The organism is Roseivirga sp. AWQ4_251, from assembly GCF_056158225.1.
Map to the genome: position 1 here is coordinate 1,160,557 of NZ_JBSWSW010000002.1, position 19,662 is coordinate 1,180,218.

Genomic DNA, 19,662 nt, shown 5'->3' on the forward strand with positions numbered 1-19,662 from the left:
CTAATAAGTTACAGATAGTACTTTTTCTTCAGCCAAAAGGCTACTTTAACTAAAAGAATTAAGGCAGGAACTTCTACCAAAGGCCCAACAACTCCGGCAAATGCCTGACCTGAATTCAGTCCAAACACCGCAATGGCTACAGCAATGGCCAATTCGAAATTGTTGCCTGCTGCAGTAAAGGCAATTGAAGCGTTTTTGTCATATTCTGCACCCATGGCTCTGCTAAAAAAGAAGCCAATAATGAACATTAAACCAAAATAGATAAGAAGGGGAATGGCAATCCTCAATACATCTAAAGGAATGGTAACGATCAATTCTCCTTTTAATGAAAACATGACCACAATGGTAAATAGCAAGGCGATTAAAGTTAAAGGTGAGATTGTGGGTATGAATTTCTCTTTATACCAATCTTCTCCTTTCAATCTCACGAGTATCGCTCTGCTTAACATGCCCGCTAAAAACGGAATTCCTAAATAAATGAACACGCTTTCGGCAATTGTAGCAATTGAAATATCCACAATAGCTCCTTCAAAACCGAAATACGGAGGCAATACTGTAATGAAAATCCAAGCATAAAAACTGTAAGCAAAAACTTGGAAGACGCTATTTAAGGCCACCAAGCCTGCACCATATTCACTACTTCCTTCTGCAAGATCATTCCACACCAAAACCATGGCTATGCATCGGGCTAAACCAATTAAAATCAAGCCAACCAAATATTCAGGATAATCCTGAAGGAAGATCAGCGCCAAAACAAACATAAGAATTGGACCAATAATCCAGTTGAGAATTAGCGAAACTGAAAGCACTTTTACATTTCTGAAAACTGCTGGTAACAGTTTGTAATTCACTTTAGCCAAAGGCGGATACATCATCAAAATCAAGCCAATAGCAATAGGAATATTGGTTGATCCGTGACTGAACGAATTGATAAAATCTCCGCTGGAAGGAATAAAGTAGCCGATAGCTACTCCTGTAAGCATTGCTAGAAAAATCCAGAGGGTAAGATACTGATCTAAAAAACCCAGTTTTTTAATTTTCTTGGCCATGCTTATTTCACTTTAGAAAAAACATAGAACATTTCCGTAGCGATTTCTAAAGAACGTTTGTCATACATGGTTTTTTCTAAAGGTGAATCATCGTATTCCTTGGGGTCGTTATAACGAACAGGTAGACGAACTTCCGCACCAGGAATATACGGGCAGTTTTCATCGGCATGGCTGCAAGTCATGATGGCAGCAAAACCAGAGGCCAAAGTTTTGTCGTGGTCAAAAAGCTTGGAAAATGCGATAACAGGTTCTGCATCTTCAGCAAAACGAACCAATACCTGAGGATTTTCTCCTTCACCAACGGAAACCTGAAAGCCCATTCTTTGAATTGATTCAACCGCTCTTGCATTGAAAGCGGTCACTTCCACACCTCCTGAATAGCATTTTGCATCTATGCCATAATAATAAGCTGCAGTTTGGGCCCAAATCTGTGAAAATTGGCTTCTGCGGGAATTGTGAGTGCAAATAAAGTTTAGCCTTGGAATTGCTTTTTCCTTCAGCTTCCTTCGTACATAGTCGATAAACGGTCGAAGAACATCCTTTCTTTCAGCAGAAATGGTCTCGAAATTGAGTTGTTCAACGGTTTGTTGTAATGGATTGATGAGTTCCATGCTTTTGATTAGGTTTTTGAATGAGAAATTGACTTAACAACAACCAGAACCTGGCGCACAACTAGGAGCAGAATTCGACCCTAAAGTCGCCAATTTTACTTTGGGTTTTTGCGCTGGAATTTCGCAGTTATCTTTAGCTAAGCAATCGGTGAATTTTGAAGCAAGGAAAAACTCCGTTCCGTTAAAATCAAGTCCGTATTTGCCGATGGTTTCGCCTTGATATTCAACTTCTACCTCGTGATTTCCCAAAGCCAATTTATCTTCAGAAAGCTTAATAATCTTCAGTAGTTTTTCCACGCTCAAGCGGTGGTCGTGATCATCGGCAGTAAAAAGCTGAAAACTGATTACAGATTCATTGCGAAGTGTACCTCCGCAATCAATAAAATGCTTGTTGATTTGCCCAATTTCGGTAACATGAAAATGAGAAGCTACTTTTTGGCCCGATGGCAAAACAAAATTCACCTGATCGACTTGGGTAAGGGCTTGTTTAATGTCAGAAAGTTTCATTGCAATATTACGATTAATGGTTTCAAATTTTTTTAACAGCAAGAAGAGGGAGACTTGTAGCGATCGAAAATACCCAAAAACTGATTTTTTAAAGCTTCCCAACGATCGGGATTAATGCAGTAGCTCATGCTGGTGCCTTCAATAGTGCCTTGGATCAAACCAATTTCTTTCAACTCACGCAAATGCTGACTGATCGTAGCCTGTGCCAAACCTAATTCCTGAACCAAATCGCTGTTGATACAGGCTTTTGCGCTTAGCAAATGTTCTAAAATGGCGATACGTGCAGGGTGGGCTAAAGCCTTTGCCGCCATGGCCAGTGCATTTTGTTCGTCAGTAAATAAATCGGTTTTGGTAATTCCCATTCTCCAAACACTATATCGCAATATTACGATTAATAAAATCATATACAAAATTTAAGTTGAAGCAGGCTATGCCTCCCCATTGGTAAGATATGCTGTATAGGCAATGAAACTTGCTAATAAAAACCCGACTTCACAGCGATCAAGTCATTTTCGCTTACCCATAAACATGACAACAAAAATGCGACATGGTTCCAGCCCCCAACAAATAGAGGTCTTAATTAAAAATAGGATTGTAAAGAATTGGGTGAATAAATGGACTGACAGCCAGAACAAGAAAAATATTGAAGATGTTGGAACCTATGATATTGCCAAATCGCTATACCGCTGTTTTTTCTGAAGGCAGCCACAACAGAAGTAGTGAGCTCGGGCAATGGGGTACCGGCTGCAATAATGGTCAATCCAATTACTTTTTTACTTACGTCAAAAGAGGTCGCAATTTCTACCGCTTGGCCATCATCAATCGACCGCCAAAAACCAATCCTGCCAAACCTAACAGAATAAACAGCCAAATCTTTCCATTCGACATTCCCTCCACCTTGATGGCTTCAAGCGAAGGTTCAGGCCGCAGTTGCTTATACACATAGTATAAAAAGCCAGCAAAAAGGGTGATTAATACCAGTCCATCCCAGCAATTGATAGTAACGCTTTCTCTGAAGAAATTATCCGCGAGAAAATAAAGGGCAAGAACGGCCAAAAACGAGATGGGAATTTCCTTCCAAACATACATTAGGAGAAATAAGCCCAACAATGCCTAAAATCATAAACAAGTTAAAATTGTTGCTCCCGATAATGTTACCAAAAACGATATCGGCATGACCTTGATAAGAGGCAATGGAATTGACCACCAACTCAGGTGCGGAAGTACCAAAGGCCACAATGGTTAAGCCAATGGCAAAATCGGAGATATTATTTTTTTGGTCAGGGCCGAAGCTCCCGTTACAAGCCAGTCCGCACCTTTGATTAACAGTGCAAAGCCTAAGAGAATCAGAAAAACAGAAAAGGTCATTTCATTAATTGGAATTCAAATTTGTAAAGAGTTGAGGAAAAATGAGCACGGCAACTACCATTCACAGATTCCTGATTTTCTCTCATTGAGGTAGGTACGGCTGGAAGAATTAAAAAGATCCATCACGCTTTTATCGAAGCGAGTAAGTTCAGGAGGCATGTCGTCTAAACAAGTAATGATCAATTTATCATTGACATAAAGACTTTTGGTAATGCCATCACATATAGTACGAAAGCGAAATTCATGCGGTAGTCTTTCTATTTCTACGCTGCTGGAAATGTCGTTATAAATTTGGGGAGAAATCTCAAACATATGATTGATGAACCAATACACGGCTCCTTCAGTACTTACTTCAAAAAACCTTTCACCAATTATGAAGGTTTGGCTTCCATGATTGAAAGAATGGTGATAACGGAATATAAGCTTTTCATTCTTCATCTTTAATTTTCTCTATGGTTTTATCTGGTAACCATTTAATCATTTCTTCAATTCTCTTTTTATCGTCCTCATGATTTGTCCAACCGAAATTGTTGACCATTTCAGTAATAATAAATGGATCATATACCTTTTTTAGTTGCCAATTTTTGATATAACTCGCTTGAGTTACCACCCTTATCATTGACTTACGCTTTCTTGGCTTTCCTATAACTTGTATATTTTCATAACCGTCACCTCATTGCATAGGAAAACAATAAACCTTTGTATCCGGAGCAAATTGTTTAGTACCGCGAACAACCCCTAAATCCTTTCCTACCACATGTTTGTCTACAATATTGCCGACCAAGCAATAAATAAACTCCATATTATAAGGACTGGCAGGGCGCAAAAAGGCCAATTGAAATCTGGTAATCATTTCATCAACCTCCTTTTTGGACCAATTATCACCCGGTGAAGTAGAAGATAATTACCGCCAGATAAAACGGAGGTGAGGGAGATTATTGAACGGGAGATGGAACTCATTTACAACAGCCCTGAACTAGGGCATTTGATCATTGAAGCTGAGTAGCGGTAAATCTTCAGCTTAATATACGTTTTACGGAAGTATAGGTATAGTATCTAGACATTCGCTTTGCTGTATAATATCAGCCATAATCTCCAGGATTACTAAGTAATAAAATTGAATATCAGAGCACTTTTCTTGACCTTCTTTCCAACTATAATTGCGACTATTTAGAAAATAAAAACACAAAAAAGATTGTGTTTTAAAATATTAATTAGTTAATTAAAAATTAGATATTATACATAAAAAATTATATTATTAAATTTTTACAAAAAAATAAATATCCTAAACAACTTTAATTATTAAGTATTACAATCTATTAATTCATATAATTAAAAACTTCAAAGATTTTTTAAATCTGTTTCATACTATTTAAATACTTTGTATGTCTTGGATTATTATCCTTTTAAATAAAAATTCAACTTAAAGGGGCAACTGCTGAAAACCTTATAGAGTAGGCAACTTATTAAAACAATAAAACCATGAGAAAAAAAGTCATGAATTACTTGAGCGCTTTTATGCTGCTGTTATTCGGTCTCACACTAGCCAACAACGTTGCAATATCACAGACGGGGCCCTGTCATACATCTGAGGATGGAACCTTTGTTATCTTTTGTGAAAAAAAGAAAAAATGGTTCAGTTCCAATTGTAAAGACAAGCCGGGAGCTACCTGCAAAGTGCAACAAAGCACTTGGCCCGACCTTCCGGATATCAATTTAGAGTAATACTAAAAATAAGTGAAGTCAAAGTGTGCTGAGTGTAAAGGCTCAGCACTTACTTAAAATCTATGAAAAAATATCCCCCATTGACAATGATACTTTTGTGGCTAGGTTGTCAAAGCACTCCTGAAACATTAAATATACCCACCATCCAAGTGAGCGATAATGGTCAGAAGGTAGCCTATAATCAGGTTATTGACAGCCTCATTGTTCTTCCTCTCGACCATCCGGACACTGTCTACTTTGGAAATATTGATGTAATCAAAGTGTATCAAGGGGAATACTACCTGATGGATGCTTATCAAACAGGAACCATCACCGTTTTTAACAAAAACGGTTTTTTTGTCAAACAACTTAATAACAAAGGAATAGGCCCTAAAGAGTACAAAAGTCTGGAAAGCTTTTGTATAGACACAAAAAGCAGGGAACTAATTGTAAACGACAGAGGTAAGATGCAATATGTATATTATGATCTGGAGAATTTTAATTTTCTAAGGGCACAGCGCATGGAAGGTGTGGCAATGAATATTGAAATGATAAATAATAGCCAGAACCTACTTGTCTTTAGCGATAAACAAACCTCGGAAGACGAATATGGAGGTTTTCAGATCAAGGATAAGTCATTGAATACCCTGGCCAACTTTTTTAAATCCCCCATTTCTGCTATGGAACTCTCTTTTCCTGAAACCCTGAGCAAAGTGGAAAAAGAAAGCTATTATGCCCGCCCTTTGGAAGATATAGTATATAAAATAAGCGGTCAGGACATGAAACCTTTTGTAGCCATTGATTTCGGAGATAAGCGTGTTCCAGAAAGCCTTTGGCCGGCCACTGAAGCTGAGAAATTTGAAACAGAGGTGATAAAAAACCAATATTATATGGGACCACATCTATACGATCGCCAAGAAGGGTTGCAAAGTTTTTGGTACAGAAAAGCAGGCTTAAAGAAACAACTTGTCCTATATACCAATGAATCTGAGCAAAGCAATAATATTACGGAACTGACCACAGATTTTGGATCTGGTTTGTTAATCCCACCTCTAACCTTAAACGATCATTTTTACATCAGCTATTATTCAAATGAAGAATTGGCGTTACCGGAGGGACACATACTGAACAAAGGTGTTTCTTGGCCTTCCAGAACGTCTGATGAAACCCCTGTATTATTACTTTATAGGTTTGGGAGGATGGGAGGTCAAAATGATTAAGAAAATATTTACCTGGGCGGCCTTGTTGCTCATCATAATTATGGCCGTATTGTACTTAAAAATGAAAAATGAGACAGAAGCTTTAGATATTCATTTGAAAAATAATCAAGCCCAAGTAGAGAATCTTAGATACCTGTTGACAGAGGCCTATGACCTACAACAATATAGTTGGTCTCTGGTGGGCACTCAGATTGGTGGTATCACCATAAAGAACAAAAACAGGGAAGAACTACAAATTAATGAGATAATAAGTGATAAAAGCCTGATCTACTTTTTTGAGCAAGAAAGTTGCTGGGACTGTATTCACCGGGATTTAGAGTTTTTGAATGAACTTACCACAGTGATTGGAAAACAGAATATCATAATCCTTGGGAAGGATATTAAGCCCGGATATCTATATGGAGACAAGAACCTAACCCAATGGCAAGATCAAGCGTACTATACTAGTGAAGACCTCTATGGAGGCACCCAGCAAGTACTCTACCACTCTTCTTACGTAATGGTCGATAGGGATGGTACAATAAAGATTGCCCTGTACTCCTCGAAAAACGTGGACAAAAACAACAAAAATTTATTAAGGCATTTAAAGACCTATGGACTCTGACCAGAGAAAACTCTCCTTTATAAAATTTTTAGCCGTGACTGCCTTTTTTCTGACTGTCACAAACCTTAGTGCGTTTGAGCAAAATCAAATACGGGGTAGGCTCTTAGGTTTGAATGACAAAGCGCCAATCACCAATGCATCCGTTCTAAATATAACCAGTAAAAAACAAGGTACCACAACAGCTGAGGATGGTAGCTTTATGTTGAAGCTAGATAGTATTCCTCTGAATCATAAAATTCTTTTTTCATCCCTGGGGTTCCATGATACTACTGTCGTGTTGTCCGAACTGGTGAATAAAAACATAACATTATATTTAAGAGAGAAAATCTATGTATTACCTGATTATGTGATAAGTGAAGAGGGTGAAAGGCAAGGAAAGATCGGAGATGAAACCATACCCGTACGAAGCGAAATATCTGGAGCAAGTGTGTCATCACCAGGCTATGCACACGGGGTATATATACAACCCGAAGGTAAGAAAGAGCAAGGGGTTTTACAGTCACTAAAGGTTTACGTAACAGGTGAGTTATACAACACTCCTTTCTACCTTAGAATACTGCAACCTCAAAAGAAAGGACAGATTAGGGAAACTAAACTCTACGCAATTAGTAGCTTTTCCGATCTTCTTACAGAAGAGGAGCTTCATATACCAGCAAAACAGGGTTGGTACGATATTGACCTAAGTAGATACAAAATCCCCATAGAAAAAGAAGGCCTTTTCGTTCTATTTGTCCAGATTGACAAAGGTGAAAAGTTCTATAGAAAAAGCAACTGGAGCACATCACCCAATGAGAGCATTTCCTATCGCTTGTACGGTCATGAGATTGCTTCACAGAAACTGGAAAAGGAAAAGATATTCACTGCAATTTATACAGGAACCTCGCTCGGAATAATTGAAAAAAGTGATTTCTCTTTAGCGGTTGTGGTAAATTACATTTATTGATCTATTCATTAGGGGTCAGACATTCCCGAAAAAGTAGAAGAGGCTAGTCACAAACTGGCTCTTTTCATTGAACTCAATACAATTCTTTTTTATTCTGATGACCAAAGGTATACACCTGTTTATGTTCTCTAAACCATTCAGCCAACAAGTGGTAGCGCTGAAGCTGTAACTCAGAAGGTCTTACACCCGATCCATAATGAATTTATATGGCATTGTCTTTAGCCATGGCCGTAATCATAGTAAACCAATCAACTACTTCTTCCAATATGGGAGCATATGATTTAAAGGTATTCAAAACTAGATTAAAACCATTTAGCATTCGGAAAATCAGACTTTATCAAAACCTGCCGAATTTCACTGTAATGCCTCCTGTCCAGCCATTTAGGGTTCCTGTAGATAGGATTGGATCGCCAGATTGCTGATAGTTTAAGTTTGAATTGCTGACGAAACGGTACGTACCATCTAACGAAACTTTCATAAACTTTAGAATATTGACTTCTACACCAAAGCCAGGTTCGGCCACAAAAACGAGTTGTGAATCTTCCGCAACAGGATCAAAAGTTCCGATGTTTGAAATGTCAAATTTCTGGGCATATCGCATTTCCCCTCCACCAAGCATCAACGGAAAGCGCACATGAATCATTTTATCGGGAAAGGCAATGTATTCCATTTTAATGCCTCCATAGCCTCCCGCAATGCGATAATTAGCCGACAGGACTTGATCCATTTTTGGTGAATTTTGAATGGCATAACCAGAAACGCCCAAACCAATCGACTTGGATTTGAGCCACATTACACTTCCGCCCATTTGTATACCTGAACGGTCATCCAATGGCGTATAGGCCGTTTTAGAACTTCCGTAGAAACGAAAACGCTTGTCTTCTTCCTCCTCCTTTTTGTTCTTTTTCATTTTAGGCCTTTTACTCGTCTGTTTCATAGTAGGCGGCACATAAACCACCGAATCCATGCGAGGCATTGCCGGAAAATCTACCAAAGTCGTTACCAACTCAGCAGATATAGGATACTTGAAAAATCTATTCTCTGAGAAAATCAATTCAGGAATGGGCTCGCGGGTTTTGATTTCCAACTGCGCATCATCTTTAGAATAGCTAGAAAGCAACTCTATATAATTTCCTCCTTGAGCTGCTACTGGTTCACTTTCTGTTATTGTCGAAGTCTCCTTTGCTTCTTCTCTTACTGTTTTGGTTCTCTCTGCCTTTTTTGGCGTTGATTGTGGCTTTAGCGCTTTTGGTTGATCAGCTTTGGATTGCTGATTTTCAGGGATTTGGCTACTTTCTTTAACTTCTGTTGTTTTCGAAATTTCTGTTCCTTTTGGTCGTTTCTTTTTAATGTAGATGCGGTCATCCAACTCTTGAAACTCCAATCCTTGATCTTCAAAAATCAGTTCCAAAATTCTCTTTACAGATTTTTCTTTCAATCGGAAATAGACTTTTCTATTCACATTAAAAGTTTCGGGAGAATAAACGAAAACAAATCCACCAGCTTCCTCCTCAATTCTTTCCAGCGCCTTTTCCACCGGAACATTGTCCAGAGTAACCGTGATTTTTTTCTGAAGCCATTGTTCATCGGCCTGTAAAAGCATTGTGCTTAAAAAGGTGATCAGAAGAGTTTGGAACAATGGCTTCATTACTATGGGAAACTAATTATGAATTCTCGCTTCTATTCAAATTTACGCAATGCATTAGTTCTTTTACTCGGATTTCTAAGAAGTAATGCATTGATAATAAGTTATTTAATCTAGAATTTACCGAATTTAAAAGTGATTCCACCGGAAAAGCCTCGCAGTACATCGCTGCTCACAATGGATTGTTGATTGTCGTAATATTCTAAATCGATATTTGAGGTATAGCGATAACTAACTCCAAAAGCCAAACGCATAATTTTAATCACGTTCACTTCTAGTTCAACACCCGGTTCTACCACAAAAAACGCTTGAGAATCTTCGTTGAATAAGTCATAATTCGGGCCGTTTACAAAGCCGCGTTTTACATAAGACATTCCTCCTGCGCCCACAGTTACGGGAAAACTAAGGTGAATTGGGCTTTTAGGCATGGCGATAAATTCGAACATAAGCCCACCATAACCCCCGGCCAGTTGATAGTCAGCTCCTAGAGATTCATCTAACTTAAATTCTGAAAGAAACCCATGACCAGCGAGTCCCAAACCGAAAGAATGATTAATGAGCCAAGCGCCTCTACCTCCAATTAAGATGGCGTCTCGGTCGCCAATTTTGGTATATCCCGTGCTAACTGCTCCATAACCACCATTGGATCGTGGTGCACTATTTCCGAAAAGAGTTTTTATTTCATTGTCTTGCTCTTGACCAAAAGCAGAAACGGTTGCGATGAGCAGAATGATAAGAATTGCTGTTTTTTTCATGACTTTTAATTTTTGTTGTTTGAGGCGAGCCTCGATATAGATTGAGTTTAATTTTTTATAGATTGAAAGACTTGAGTTTCTATAGACCAAGCTGGTGAAGAGGTGAACTTTTCCCTGAGTAAAGGCCCCACTTCTATGATAATAAGTCCGACAGAAATGAGCATAGCTATGGCTGTAAGTGTTGTTTTGAACTGCATATTTTCTTGAGTTTTTAAGCTTTGGGCTTCTTGCTATTGGACCATTTAGCAACCCTGCGCATCGATAATATATGTGTCGTTTACTTTTTCAATTGTTGCGTTGAATAGTGTTTTGAAAGCTTTGAGAACATCATCTAAGTTTTCGTTTTCAAAAGTTGTGGTAATAGGGCATGTCGCGAATTCTGCATTTTTAATTTCAATTTTCACTCCATATAGCGATTCTACATCTTGAATTGCCTGAGTCATTGGCGTGTTTCTGAATTCTAACTTCCCTGTCTTCCACGATAAAAAGTTTCGGTTTTCGTTTGGCTGCTTGGTAAGATTACCCGAACCATCCAGCTTAACCGTCTCTCCTGGCAACATAATCACCTTCTGTTCACCAGCAGAAAAACTGACCTTTCCCGTAACCAAAACCAATTCCAGGGCCGAAGCTTCCATTTCACTTAGGTTGAAGGATGTCCCTAAAACCTCAGTGAATGTACCATCAGCTTCAACTTTAAAAGGTTTTGAAGGATCGTGAGCCACTTCAAAAAAAGCTTCTCCTTTCAAAGAAACATTCCTGCCTCCGCCAACAAATGTCTCTGGATAGCTAAGTGTTGCTCCTTTGTTGAGCCAAACCTGAGAACCATCCGGCAAGTCAACCTTAAGCTCTTCTGCCAAAGCAGTGACTTCAATCATTTCAGGCTGAGCTAAAAACTGGAGTGCCAAATATCCAACCGCTGATATCAGTATCACTGCTGCCGCGTAACGCCAAATTGCAGGTCGCCAAAAATGCTGTTTTGCTTTTGGAGCATCGAGTTGAAGCTTTTGCTTAAGCTGCTGCCAGTTCGCTTCCACATCAATGGCTTCAAAATCGGCCACGGCATCTGAATGAAACCAAGCACTTTTAAGTTTTTCAAAATCCTTCTGATTTTGTTCGCTACATGACAGCCACAACTCTACCTGCTCAATTTGAGATTGATCGGCTTCTCCTTTCAGGTAAGCAATCAGTAGGCTGTCTTCTATGGTGTGCTGGTTATCCATGCTTTCAATTTAATGACGGGTGGGCATCAAAACACACGTAGGTGGTTTGAAAAAAATTATGAAATATTTTTTAACGCAATCATAATCAGCACTTTGAGATAAAGAAAAATATCCTTTCTCAAGCGCTTCAAGGCATTGCTAATCTGCGTTTCGACAGTTCTTTTTGAAATATTGAGTGCTTCGGCAATCTCCTGATTTTTCATTCCATCAATGCGGCTCATTTTAAAAATGAGTTGACACTGTTCAGGTAAATCGGCAATGGCCTGGTAAATTTTTTCTTCCAGCTCGGTTTGTTCCACCCAATCGGTATGATCTTCATCTTGGCCTAAAGAAGCATTCAAGATTTGCTCGTGGTGTTCCGAACGTGTTTTCTGGCTTCTCAAATAATCCAAACAACGATTACGCACCGCCTGATAGAGCAAGGCTTTTAGAGAAGTATGTACATGAAGCTTTTCACGCTGTTCGTAAAACTTAACGAAAACCTCTTGCACAATATCCTGAGCAAGATCTAAGTCATTTAGAAATCGCTTAGCGTAAACAGAAAGCACTTTGAAATACTGTTTAAACAGCGACTCAAAGGCTTGATGATTACCCGTCTGAATTTGTTCGATAAGAATTGAATCGGTCAAAAAAAATACGCTTTAAAGTGATGAGCTTTCTATCACGTTCCAACAATTCTTTCCTCAAGCCCTAAAATCGCAGCAAAGCTATGACAAATTTTTCTGAGCCAAGCGTTGTATTCTCAGTTTTGCTGATCTAATTCCGAAGTAGCCTCATTCAATAAAGCACCTTTGGTTTCTTCCAAAGGGTGCGAGCTAATGCCACGAATTGCTTTTGGCCACCAGAAATATTCACTCCTTCCTTAACTAAGATGTTATTTCGAAGCCCCATTAGAATAGTCGTCTAATACTTCGATATGAAACGAAGGAAACAAGAATCATTATAAACAAGAAAAAAATTAGTAGAATCATCTTAATAATACCTTTTTCTGTTTGGAAACTCGAATAGTTATTAATCAACCAGATTAAAACAAATATTACTGATAGGTTTAGTAGACCTATCAGTAATATTAAAATCATGCGAAAGTCCTTGCTTCTCATTTTAGTTCTTATTAAGGCAGCCTTCAAGCATTCCAGCTCCTACACCTATGCCAATACCGGCAATACCAGCTCCAATATAATTTGCAGCAAACGTTCCCCATCCCCATGCGGCAACAACAGCGACTATGTCAGCGATAATTGATGCAGCTAAAATAGCACCTCCAAGGAGCGCCATTCTCAGCAGAAACCCATCTGCGATACAATCACTATCAACGTGTACATTCTCCATCTTCTCTAAAGTTAAACTTTTCATTTTTGTGAAATTTTAATATTAAACTCAACGCCAGCCTCAAATGTAGAGTAGCTTCTTATGGACAAGTTTAGCGTTGCTAACTGAAATATGATTGTGGTGCATAATGATTTATAGAGAAAATACAATTCTCCTTAATCGTAGACATGGCATATTCTTTCAAAGATGAAAACCCATATTCCATACAAATTCATGTTGATAATGGTAAGAGTGTAAGATAATGAAATATTGTGCTTTTCAAGATCAATTGAATAAATTTTAGAGTTGAAATATTCTATTTTAATCACTACTTCATCATAAATGAATTCGGACATGGGTAATTTGTTTTCGGGGTTGACGGAATAAAGTTTGGTCCTTATAATCAGTCTACCATATGTCTCTTTTTTCGGCTGAATGCTGGGATTTCGATGGACAAAATGGTCGAACCTTCAGTGTATTTATCCTCAGGCATATAGAGAACAATCTGCATTTGCTCTGCTATGTTGATAGTATAATTAGATTTTCGAACTAGATTCCTTACTCTGTATGGTTTAGCCTTTCTGTTGGCAAGAGTTAAGACAACCGTTTCATGAGCCCTTGTTTTTTGTGTGAGATATATGGTATTGTTAAGAATGGAATCTCTTATAAAAACAGCGTGGCTTCCATAATTTACGTGGCTCACGGTGATAGAATCAGATCCAGAGATTTCGAAGCTTCCGTCAAAGTCAGAATAGGGGAAGCCACCATTATCTCCTACAATTGTGGCATAGGTTATTGGCTCTTTGCTTTCGCCATCCTTAAGAATTAAGTGGAAGTGCTGAGCCAAAGACGACTCTGCAAAAAAAGCAGAAAGCAAATAATTGGAAATACGGGTATGAATGTCCTATACATTAATTCCTCCTAATCTCGTTCAAACCCTCTCTAATCAACTCAGTATTTGAGTTATTCTTGACCCTTACATGCCCAGTGTATATGCTAAGCCTGAACTAATCCAAAGTCTTTATAAAAATCACTATAAAAATTGTCAAACTCAAGGAGTGCATTGGGATTCCCGAAATTGGTGATTTCACCTTCTTCTAAAATATAGATTTTGTCAGCTTGAGAAGCTGTGGTGATTCTATGAGTGACTAAAAGGATGGACATCTCTGCTTTTAGGCTTTGAAGGAGGTTCAGTACGAATTTCTCGGTTTTTCGATCTAAGGCCGAAGTAGCCTCATCCAATAAAAGCACCTTTGGTTTTTTCCACAAGGCACGAGCCAGAGCGACCAATTGCTTTTGCCCACCAGAAATATTGACTCCTTCTTCACCTAGAATCGTAGCATAACCTTGCGGAAAATTTCTAAAGAAAGGATCGAGCCCGTAAGACTCAAAAAAGGCTTGCAGCTTTTCTGGAACAACTTCTGTTTCCCCTAGTAAAATATTATCCAATAATGAACCATTGAAAATCTTGGTTTCTTGCGGTACAATTCCAATAGAATCCCTGAGGGTCTTAGGATGAACTTTTGCCCAAGGCTGCTCATCTACCATTATTTCTCCTGATTCGAACCCATAAAACTTTTGAAGTACCTGAATAAAAGTACTTTTTCCACTACCGCTTTCGCCCAACAAACAAACCATTTCTCCTTTGTTGATTTCAAGGCTAATGGACTTAAGCAATTGCTTTCTTCCAGGAAAGCGAAAAGACAGATTTTTGACTTTAATTGAACGGATATCCAAAGCTTCAGACTCCGTTTCAAAAGGAGAATACTCAGACTCAATGGATGTAAATTCATACATTCTATCAAAAGCAATTTTGGCCTCCCTAATTTGAATATTCGCTCTTGCGATGGCTTCTATTGCTGGAAATAAACCTCCCGCCATAGATAGAATGGCAACTAATTCACCTACCTGAAGTACCTCTTGCAAAACCAAATACGAAGTAAAAGATAGAACGGAAACAATGGCCAATACTCCGGTAATCTGTGCCCATACTCCATACTTAGTACCAATAAGCCCTAATCCATATGCTTTTTCTTGAAAATGACCGTAGATCACTTCCGTAGCTTTACCAAAAATGGCCTCTTTGTTTTGGTTCTTAATAACCTCAACCCCTTGGATGGTGTCTACATAATTACTTTCATTCATTGCATAGGCTTGCATAGCTTCTTTTTGGCCCGCAGTAATGGGTTTGTTAAAGCGCAAGACTACCCATACATAAATGGGCACGAAACCTAGTAATATAAGCCCAACCCGCCATGAATATGTAAACACAAAAACCAAAGAGGTAACTCCCACCAAGAATTGAATAACAATATCTCCTAAAACAAAGCTAATGGTGCGTTGTATCCGACCTGTATCATTCATTCTTGCTATCAGCTCTCCTGTTTTTCGTGAGTCAAAAAATCGCTTTGGCAAGTGCAGCAGTGCATCGTAAAACTTTTTAATGATGCGATTGTTAAAATCTTTTGATTGCCTTAAGAGTAATAGCGTGCGTAAGTAGCCAATGCCTGAACGTGCCATAAGTAGTATGGCTAAAAGTACCAACCCTAAAACCAGCCGTTGCATGTCTTTTTCTGGAAGAATTACATCAATAAGTTTTTGAGAGAAAATAGCAGTACTGATGCCTAAGACAGAAATAACGATGCCTAAAAATGTAGCAATTCCTAATAAACCAAAATCTTCCCTGGCGATATCAACCAACCATTGCTTTTGCTTACCTTTTTTAACTTGTTTGAGCTCCAGTTTATCAGTAGGCTTTACTAAAAGTAGTGCCTTTGATTTCCAAATTTCTTCTAGCTCAGCTTCTTTAAGTTTTAATAAGCCCAGAGCAGGATCACTGATGATAAAATGATCATTCTCGAATGCATATAGAATTACGTAATGCTGTAGTTTTCCCTCCAAGATTACATGTAGAATGGCAGGATATTCTAAATTCTTAAGGTGTTTGATTTCTGCCTCAAAACCTTCTGCATTGAGACCAATTTCATTAGCAGCTTGGTATAAACCCAGAAGTGTGGTGCCTTCCTTTGACGTGCCACTTACTTCCCTAAGCCTTTCTAATGAAATATCACTACCAAAATACTTTATTAATGAAGCCAGACAGGCGACACCACAATCTGATTGATCTTGTTGCTGAATATGGTATTGTTGATATATGTCCTTTTTGGCCATTGAATTTTAACTTGGATTTTTATAAGAAGAGGATTTTGCAAGTTTTGATTTGACAAAAAACAGCGATAAGCAACATTGCAAAGCCCAATACATACAAGACTGAGGAATCATTCTGTAAAATATTTATGGCAACCCAAGTGAGCATAAGGGATATAAGCTCTAAGTAGACAATAAGAATGATATGTCTTTTACTCTTAGTCATATAATGAGAGTAATACTTCTGGTTTAGTAATCCCGACAAATTTCTGAAGCAACGCTCCATTTTTATAAGCGAGAAAGGTTGGGAATTTTACATTGCCATACCTTTCAAGCATCACTTCAATCTCCATATAAGAGAAATGAATATTTTCATAGCTATTGAGCTCATAGGTTTTGGAGAATTGATCAATGGAATCTTTATCATCGTAACTCAACCAGATTAAATCTATATTTTTGAACAGGTCAATGTGCTCCTTTACCATTTTAGCATCAGCTTGGCAGAAGTCACAGGAAGGGTGGAAAAGGGCAATGATAGCATTTTTCTTCTCTGGTAAAGAAGCACTTAAATATTCTACACCATTTAAATTGATGGCTTGCTGCTTCTTTTCTAAACTATCTTTCTGCTTGAGTTTTGAGATAAGGCCAATAACCAAAATGGTCGTGACTAAAACTAAAGCTCCGATAATCAACTTTAAAATCACTTTCTTACTCATCGCTAACTGTTTGACACTAAAAAGAAAGTAACGGCAACTAGCCAAAGTGCGAAAGCTGGGATATAGGAACTTACCACTATTTTAAGCCCATCATTGAAGGTGCCTTTAAGTTCTTTTGAAAGGAAATAGGCTAATAAAAACCAATAGGCTACTTCAAAGAGGTTTAGAGATTGAAGTAAAAAGCTCCAGTATCCCGGAATATTTTCAGTGTCAAAAAGTCCCGCTAATGACAGTGGGTGAAATGTTTGTAAGTGGTCTAAATTGAAATCTGAAGTAAAAATTAATTTGACCATTAGAATGTAGCTTTTCAAAGCGAATATTGCTTGAGCTACTATTGTAACTTTCCAAATTTTTTGAAATGATTGTCGCTCATTCGAGAGATAAATGCCAAGCCAAATGAAACATGAAATAATTAGTGTTTTAAATATTATGATCAAAACCGTAATTAGATAAGCTAACCACTTCCATTTTAATGATTCTTTAACAAAATCATCAAGAATGTCAGCGGGTAATCTTTTTGCAAAATAGTTTATATAGTCGGTTTCGCTAATAACCAGTAAGTCTAATACTAAAGATGGTAATAAGAAAATAATTAGTATTAAACCCAGAGTGGCATAAACTTTCATTTCGAAATAATTATTTTTTATCGTTTGCTAGGGTTTATTGCCTCTCAAAATTTTTCATAAAGAAAAGTGCTTATCATCTTTTTCAAAACAGCAGTACATCATATGAAAGAATCATTTACAGCATTAATTATATTTCTTTTTAATATGAGGGAAAACTATAATATACAAAAATACTAGGATTGGAATCATCCGCTCGGCATAGTACAACTCCTTAAAGCCTACTGCATAACATCTATATATAAAAATTATAATAGAGACAAGCATTGTAAATGATAACAACCTTAGTATTTTATATTTGCACATTTTATTTTCAATCTAAAATGATAAATAAATTTTACATCAGGAATATCCACCTCCAATAGCAAAAACTGTACACCCGACATTCATGACTGTTGCTGCCGTACCCGTTATCGGATTAGAATATGCTATTAAATTGATTATTTGAGCAGCGCCCCAACCTGCACATACACCGCCAATGAAGGATGTAAACCATCCTTCAGCTGCTATTAACTGCATTTCTTTTGGTTCTAATTTTTTCATAGTATTTTAATTTAATCCATACAAGCAACAACTGTCGCAGCAGAGCCAATCCAAGCCCATGCTAAACCTGCAACGGCAAAGGCTATTCCCCCTGTTAATGCACCGGCTACGACTAAACCAACAGCAATTCCGCCAGAGAACGCCATTTTCTCCGTTAAGCAGTCTCCACCTTCAACTTGCTCCATCTTCTCTAAACTCAAACTTTTCATTTTTGTGAAATTTTAATGTTAAACTAAAACTCAAAGCCAGTCCCAAATATAGAGTAGCTTCTTAGAAACAAGTTTAGTAGCGTTCACTGAAATATAGTTGCAGTTGACAATAGTTTATAAAAAAAATTCCATTTGCTTTTATTTTAGCCATTGAATTCTCTCCTAAAGATGAAAAACCCATACTCCATGTAACTTCATATTCATAATGGTAAGAGCACAAAGTAATAGAGTAAACTATCGGAGCGCCTAACTCTTTCATTAAGTCCAGCAGGTTATAGAGATGTCTTTCGCTAATGCTTAAACGAGAGGCTAGCTCTTTTGGGGAGCCAGTAGCCTTTCTTTTGATTAACTCATGGATTCTCTGAATCCGCTCTGCTTGTTTTAACATTATATGATTATCTAGAAATAATTAATTACAAATACATACATGGCAATTATAAATATAATTTTTGATTTATAATTAATAATTTATAAAAGAAATCTGATTAGAGGGGATTTTTTTCGAAAGAGTGTTGCACCATCAAAACAAACTAATTACTTTGCATCACAAAGTACTTTTATAATGGAAAAAGATTACTTAAAAGATCTGTCAGAGATTCGCTCCATTATGGAGAAGTCCTCGCGCTTTATTTCGCTGAGCGGATTATCTGGAGTTTTGGCAGGTATATATGCACTTATTGGTGCGGCTGTAGCTTATAGACTCATTTATGTGAGTGACGAGTTGATTTACGACTTGGTAAGCAAAAGGCAAATCGCTCAAAACCTTAATTTACTCATTCTGGACTTGGTTTTGGTATTTGTTTTAGCTGTGGGTACAGGCGTGCTTTTCACTACCAAAAAGGCGCGGAAGCATGGTGTTAAATTCTGGGACGAAAGCGCCAAAAGAGTGGTTTATAATCTTATGATTCCATTGGTGATAGGTGGTATCTTTGTAATCATTCTGTATACTCGCGGTAATATTTCGCTAATGGCGCCCTCAACGCTAATCTTTTACGGTTTGGCTTTGGTTAACGCCAGCAAATATACCTTCCGTGATATTCGCTATTTGGGATTAACCGAAGCTGGACTTGGTCTTTTGGCTTGCGCTGTTCCAGGTTATGGTTTAATCATTTGGGCTGCAGGCTTTGGCGTAATGCACATTGTATACGGAGCATTGATGTACTTTAGATACGAACGTTGAAAGTAAACATACATAAACTTAATAAGGCCTTTGAAAACAGGGTTCGCCTAGGCATTATGTCTGCTTTGATTGCCGGTGAAGAAATGGACTTCAACCGGTTAAAGGAGGTTTTGGATGTTACTGACGGAAACTTGGCAAGCCATTTAAAAGCCTTGGAAAAAGAAGTATATATAGAAGTAGAAAAAACATTTGTGGGCAGAAAACCCAATACTAAATATATGGCAACTAAAGTAGGAAAACAGGCCTTTGCAGAGCATATAGATGCTTTGGAAGCCCTAATTAAAGAACAAACAGGGAGAGGGTAATATTT

At 37.9% G+C, this 19,662-nt stretch carries 28 protein-coding genes; 5 read left to right on the forward strand and 23 right to left on the reverse strand.

Going from position 1 to position 19,662, the window contains the following annotated elements:
- Positions 1-8: 8 nt before the first annotated feature.
- The 9 genes from arsB to ACXACJ_RS19125 form a co-directional block, all read right to left on the reverse strand.
- Complete coding sequence (gene arsB, locus ACXACJ_RS19085) at positions 9-1,049, reverse strand: ACR3 family arsenite efflux transporter (RefSeq protein ID WP_475136018.1); 1,041 nt, start codon at positions 1,047-1,049, stop codon at positions 9-11.
- Between the two features lie 2 nt (positions 1,050-1,051).
- The gene (locus tag ACXACJ_RS19090; protein WP_475136019.1) at positions 1,052-1,660 is read right to left on the reverse strand and encodes a low molecular weight phosphatase family protein; all 609 of its coding nucleotides are present in this window, start codon (positions 1,658-1,660) and stop codon (positions 1,052-1,054) included.
- A gap of 33 nt (positions 1,661-1,693) precedes the next feature.
- Positions 1,694-2,167, reverse strand: a complete 474-nt coding sequence (locus ACXACJ_RS19095; protein ID WP_475136020.1) for a DUF6428 family protein — start codon at positions 2,165-2,167, stop codon at positions 1,694-1,696.
- Between the two features lie 32 nt (positions 2,168-2,199).
- Positions 2,200-2,529, reverse strand: a complete 330-nt coding sequence (locus ACXACJ_RS19100) for an ArsR/SmtB family transcription factor (RefSeq protein ID WP_475136797.1) — start codon at positions 2,527-2,529, stop codon at positions 2,200-2,202.
- A gap of 218 nt (positions 2,530-2,747) precedes the next feature.
- Positions 2,748-3,038 (reverse strand): hypothetical protein, encoded by a 291-nt coding sequence (locus ACXACJ_RS19105; RefSeq protein WP_475136021.1) that lies wholly within the window; start codon positions 3,036-3,038, stop codon positions 2,748-2,750.
- 150 nt (positions 3,039-3,188) lie between these two features.
- The gene (locus ACXACJ_RS19110; RefSeq protein WP_475136022.1) at positions 3,189-3,404 is read right to left on the reverse strand and encodes a hypothetical protein; all 216 of its coding nucleotides are present in this window, start codon (positions 3,402-3,404) and stop codon (positions 3,189-3,191) included.
- A gap of 185 nt (positions 3,405-3,589) precedes the next feature.
- On the reverse strand, positions 3,590-3,973 hold the full coding sequence (locus tag ACXACJ_RS19115) for a hypothetical protein (protein ID WP_475136023.1): 384 nt from the start codon (positions 3,971-3,973) through the stop codon (positions 3,590-3,592).
- Complete coding sequence (locus ACXACJ_RS19120) at positions 3,963-4,154, reverse strand: hypothetical protein (RefSeq protein ID WP_475136024.1); 192 nt, start codon at positions 4,152-4,154, stop codon at positions 3,963-3,965. The genes ACXACJ_RS19115 and ACXACJ_RS19120 overlap by 11 nt, the downstream gene beginning before the upstream one ends.
- Positions 4,155-4,208: 54 nt before the next feature.
- On the reverse strand, positions 4,209-4,388 hold the full coding sequence (locus ACXACJ_RS19125; RefSeq protein ID WP_475136025.1) for a hypothetical protein: 180 nt from the start codon (positions 4,386-4,388) through the stop codon (positions 4,209-4,211).
- A 934-nt stretch (positions 4,389-5,322) separates the two neighbouring features.
- Here ACXACJ_RS19125 and ACXACJ_RS19130 point away from each other — a divergent pair.
- From ACXACJ_RS19130 to ACXACJ_RS19140, 3 genes are read left to right on the forward strand one after another with little or no spacing between them, the layout of a single operon-like run.
- Positions 5,323-6,459 carry a 6-bladed beta-propeller gene (locus ACXACJ_RS19130; RefSeq protein WP_475136026.1) on the forward strand — a complete coding sequence of 379 codons (1,137 nt, stop codon included), beginning with the start codon at positions 5,323-5,325 and terminating at the stop codon, positions 6,457-6,459.
- A complete protein-coding gene (locus ACXACJ_RS19135) occupies positions 6,452-7,063 on the forward strand; it encodes a hypothetical protein (RefSeq protein ID WP_475136027.1) in 612 nt (203 codons plus the stop codon). Before ACXACJ_RS19130 ends, ACXACJ_RS19135 begins: the two co-directional genes overlap by 8 nt.
- Complete coding sequence (locus tag ACXACJ_RS19140) at positions 7,053-8,006, forward strand: peptidase associated/transthyretin-like domain-containing protein (protein ID WP_475136028.1); 954 nt, start codon at positions 7,053-7,055, stop codon at positions 8,004-8,006. Before ACXACJ_RS19135 ends, ACXACJ_RS19140 begins: the two co-directional genes overlap by 11 nt.
- 337 nt (positions 8,007-8,343) lie before the next feature.
- On the opposite strand, the gene ACXACJ_RS19145 is transcribed toward ACXACJ_RS19140, so the two are convergent.
- The 14 genes from ACXACJ_RS19145 to ACXACJ_RS19210 form a co-directional block, all read right to left on the reverse strand.
- The gene (locus tag ACXACJ_RS19145; protein WP_475136029.1) at positions 8,344-9,654 is read right to left on the reverse strand and encodes an STN domain-containing protein; all 1,311 of its coding nucleotides are present in this window, start codon (positions 9,652-9,654) and stop codon (positions 8,344-8,346) included.
- Between the two features lie 110 nt (positions 9,655-9,764).
- Positions 9,765-10,406 carry a hypothetical protein gene (locus tag ACXACJ_RS19150; protein WP_475136030.1) on the reverse strand — a complete coding sequence of 214 codons (642 nt, stop codon included), beginning with the start codon at positions 10,404-10,406 and terminating at the stop codon, positions 9,765-9,767.
- Between the two features lie 242 nt (positions 10,407-10,648).
- Positions 10,649-11,626 carry a FecR domain-containing protein gene (locus ACXACJ_RS19155; RefSeq protein WP_475136031.1) on the reverse strand — a complete coding sequence of 326 codons (978 nt, stop codon included), beginning with the start codon at positions 11,624-11,626 and terminating at the stop codon, positions 10,649-10,651.
- A gap of 56 nt (positions 11,627-11,682) precedes the next feature.
- Complete coding sequence (locus tag ACXACJ_RS19160; protein ID WP_475136032.1) at positions 11,683-12,255, reverse strand: RNA polymerase sigma-70 factor; 573 nt, start codon at positions 12,253-12,255, stop codon at positions 11,683-11,685.
- Between the two features lie 148 nt (positions 12,256-12,403).
- Entirely contained in the window at positions 12,404-12,517 is a 114-nt protein-coding gene (locus tag ACXACJ_RS19165) for an ATP-binding cassette domain-containing protein (RefSeq protein WP_475136033.1), read from the reverse strand.
- A gap of 210 nt (positions 12,518-12,727) precedes the next feature.
- The gene (locus tag ACXACJ_RS19170; RefSeq protein ID WP_475136034.1) at positions 12,728-12,979 is read right to left on the reverse strand and encodes a hypothetical protein; all 252 of its coding nucleotides are present in this window, start codon (positions 12,977-12,979) and stop codon (positions 12,728-12,730) included.
- 131 nt (positions 12,980-13,110) lie between these two features.
- Entirely contained in the window at positions 13,111-13,290 is a 180-nt protein-coding gene (locus tag ACXACJ_RS19175; RefSeq protein WP_475136035.1) for a hypothetical protein, read from the reverse strand.
- Positions 13,291-13,337: 47 nt separating this feature from the next.
- Positions 13,338-13,811 (reverse strand): peptidase associated/transthyretin-like domain-containing protein, encoded by a 474-nt coding sequence (locus tag ACXACJ_RS19180; protein WP_475136036.1) that lies wholly within the window; start codon positions 13,809-13,811, stop codon positions 13,338-13,340.
- Positions 13,812-13,930: 119 nt separating this feature from the next.
- A complete protein-coding gene (locus ACXACJ_RS19185; RefSeq protein ID WP_475136037.1) occupies positions 13,931-16,105 on the reverse strand; it encodes a peptidase domain-containing ABC transporter in 2,175 nt (724 codons plus the stop codon).
- Positions 16,106-16,299: 194 nt separating this feature from the next.
- Positions 16,300-16,797: a hypothetical protein gene (locus ACXACJ_RS19190; RefSeq protein WP_475136038.1), complete on the reverse strand. Its 498-nt coding sequence runs from the start codon at positions 16,795-16,797 to the stop codon at positions 16,300-16,302.
- Positions 16,798-16,799: 2 nt separating this feature from the next.
- A complete protein-coding gene (locus ACXACJ_RS19195) occupies positions 16,800-17,423 on the reverse strand; it encodes a hypothetical protein (protein WP_475136039.1) in 624 nt (207 codons plus the stop codon).
- A 339-nt stretch (positions 17,424-17,762) separates the two neighbouring features.
- Positions 17,763-17,939, reverse strand: a complete 177-nt coding sequence (locus ACXACJ_RS19200) for a hypothetical protein (protein ID WP_475136040.1) — start codon at positions 17,937-17,939, stop codon at positions 17,763-17,765.
- A 35-nt stretch (positions 17,940-17,974) separates the two neighbouring features.
- Entirely contained in the window at positions 17,975-18,172 is a 198-nt protein-coding gene (locus ACXACJ_RS19205) for a hypothetical protein (RefSeq protein WP_475136041.1), read from the reverse strand.
- 73 nt (positions 18,173-18,245) lie between these two features.
- Positions 18,246-18,560, reverse strand: coding sequence for a DNA-binding protein (locus ACXACJ_RS19210; RefSeq protein ID WP_475136042.1), 315 nt, complete (start codon positions 18,558-18,560; stop codon positions 18,246-18,248).
- Between the two features lie 174 nt (positions 18,561-18,734).
- Here ACXACJ_RS19210 and ACXACJ_RS19215 point away from each other — a divergent pair, with 174 nt between their 5' ends.
- Together ACXACJ_RS19215 and ACXACJ_RS19220 are read left to right on the forward strand one after the other, a co-directional pair.
- Positions 18,735-19,352 (forward strand): hypothetical protein, encoded by a 618-nt coding sequence (locus ACXACJ_RS19215; RefSeq protein ID WP_475136043.1) that lies wholly within the window; start codon positions 18,735-18,737, stop codon positions 19,350-19,352.
- Positions 19,349-19,657 carry a winged helix-turn-helix domain-containing protein gene (locus ACXACJ_RS19220; protein ID WP_475136044.1) on the forward strand — a complete coding sequence of 103 codons (309 nt, stop codon included), beginning with the start codon at positions 19,349-19,351 and terminating at the stop codon, positions 19,655-19,657. Before ACXACJ_RS19215 ends, ACXACJ_RS19220 begins: the two co-directional genes overlap by 4 nt.
- The last annotated feature ends 5 nt before the right edge of the window (positions 19,658-19,662 follow it).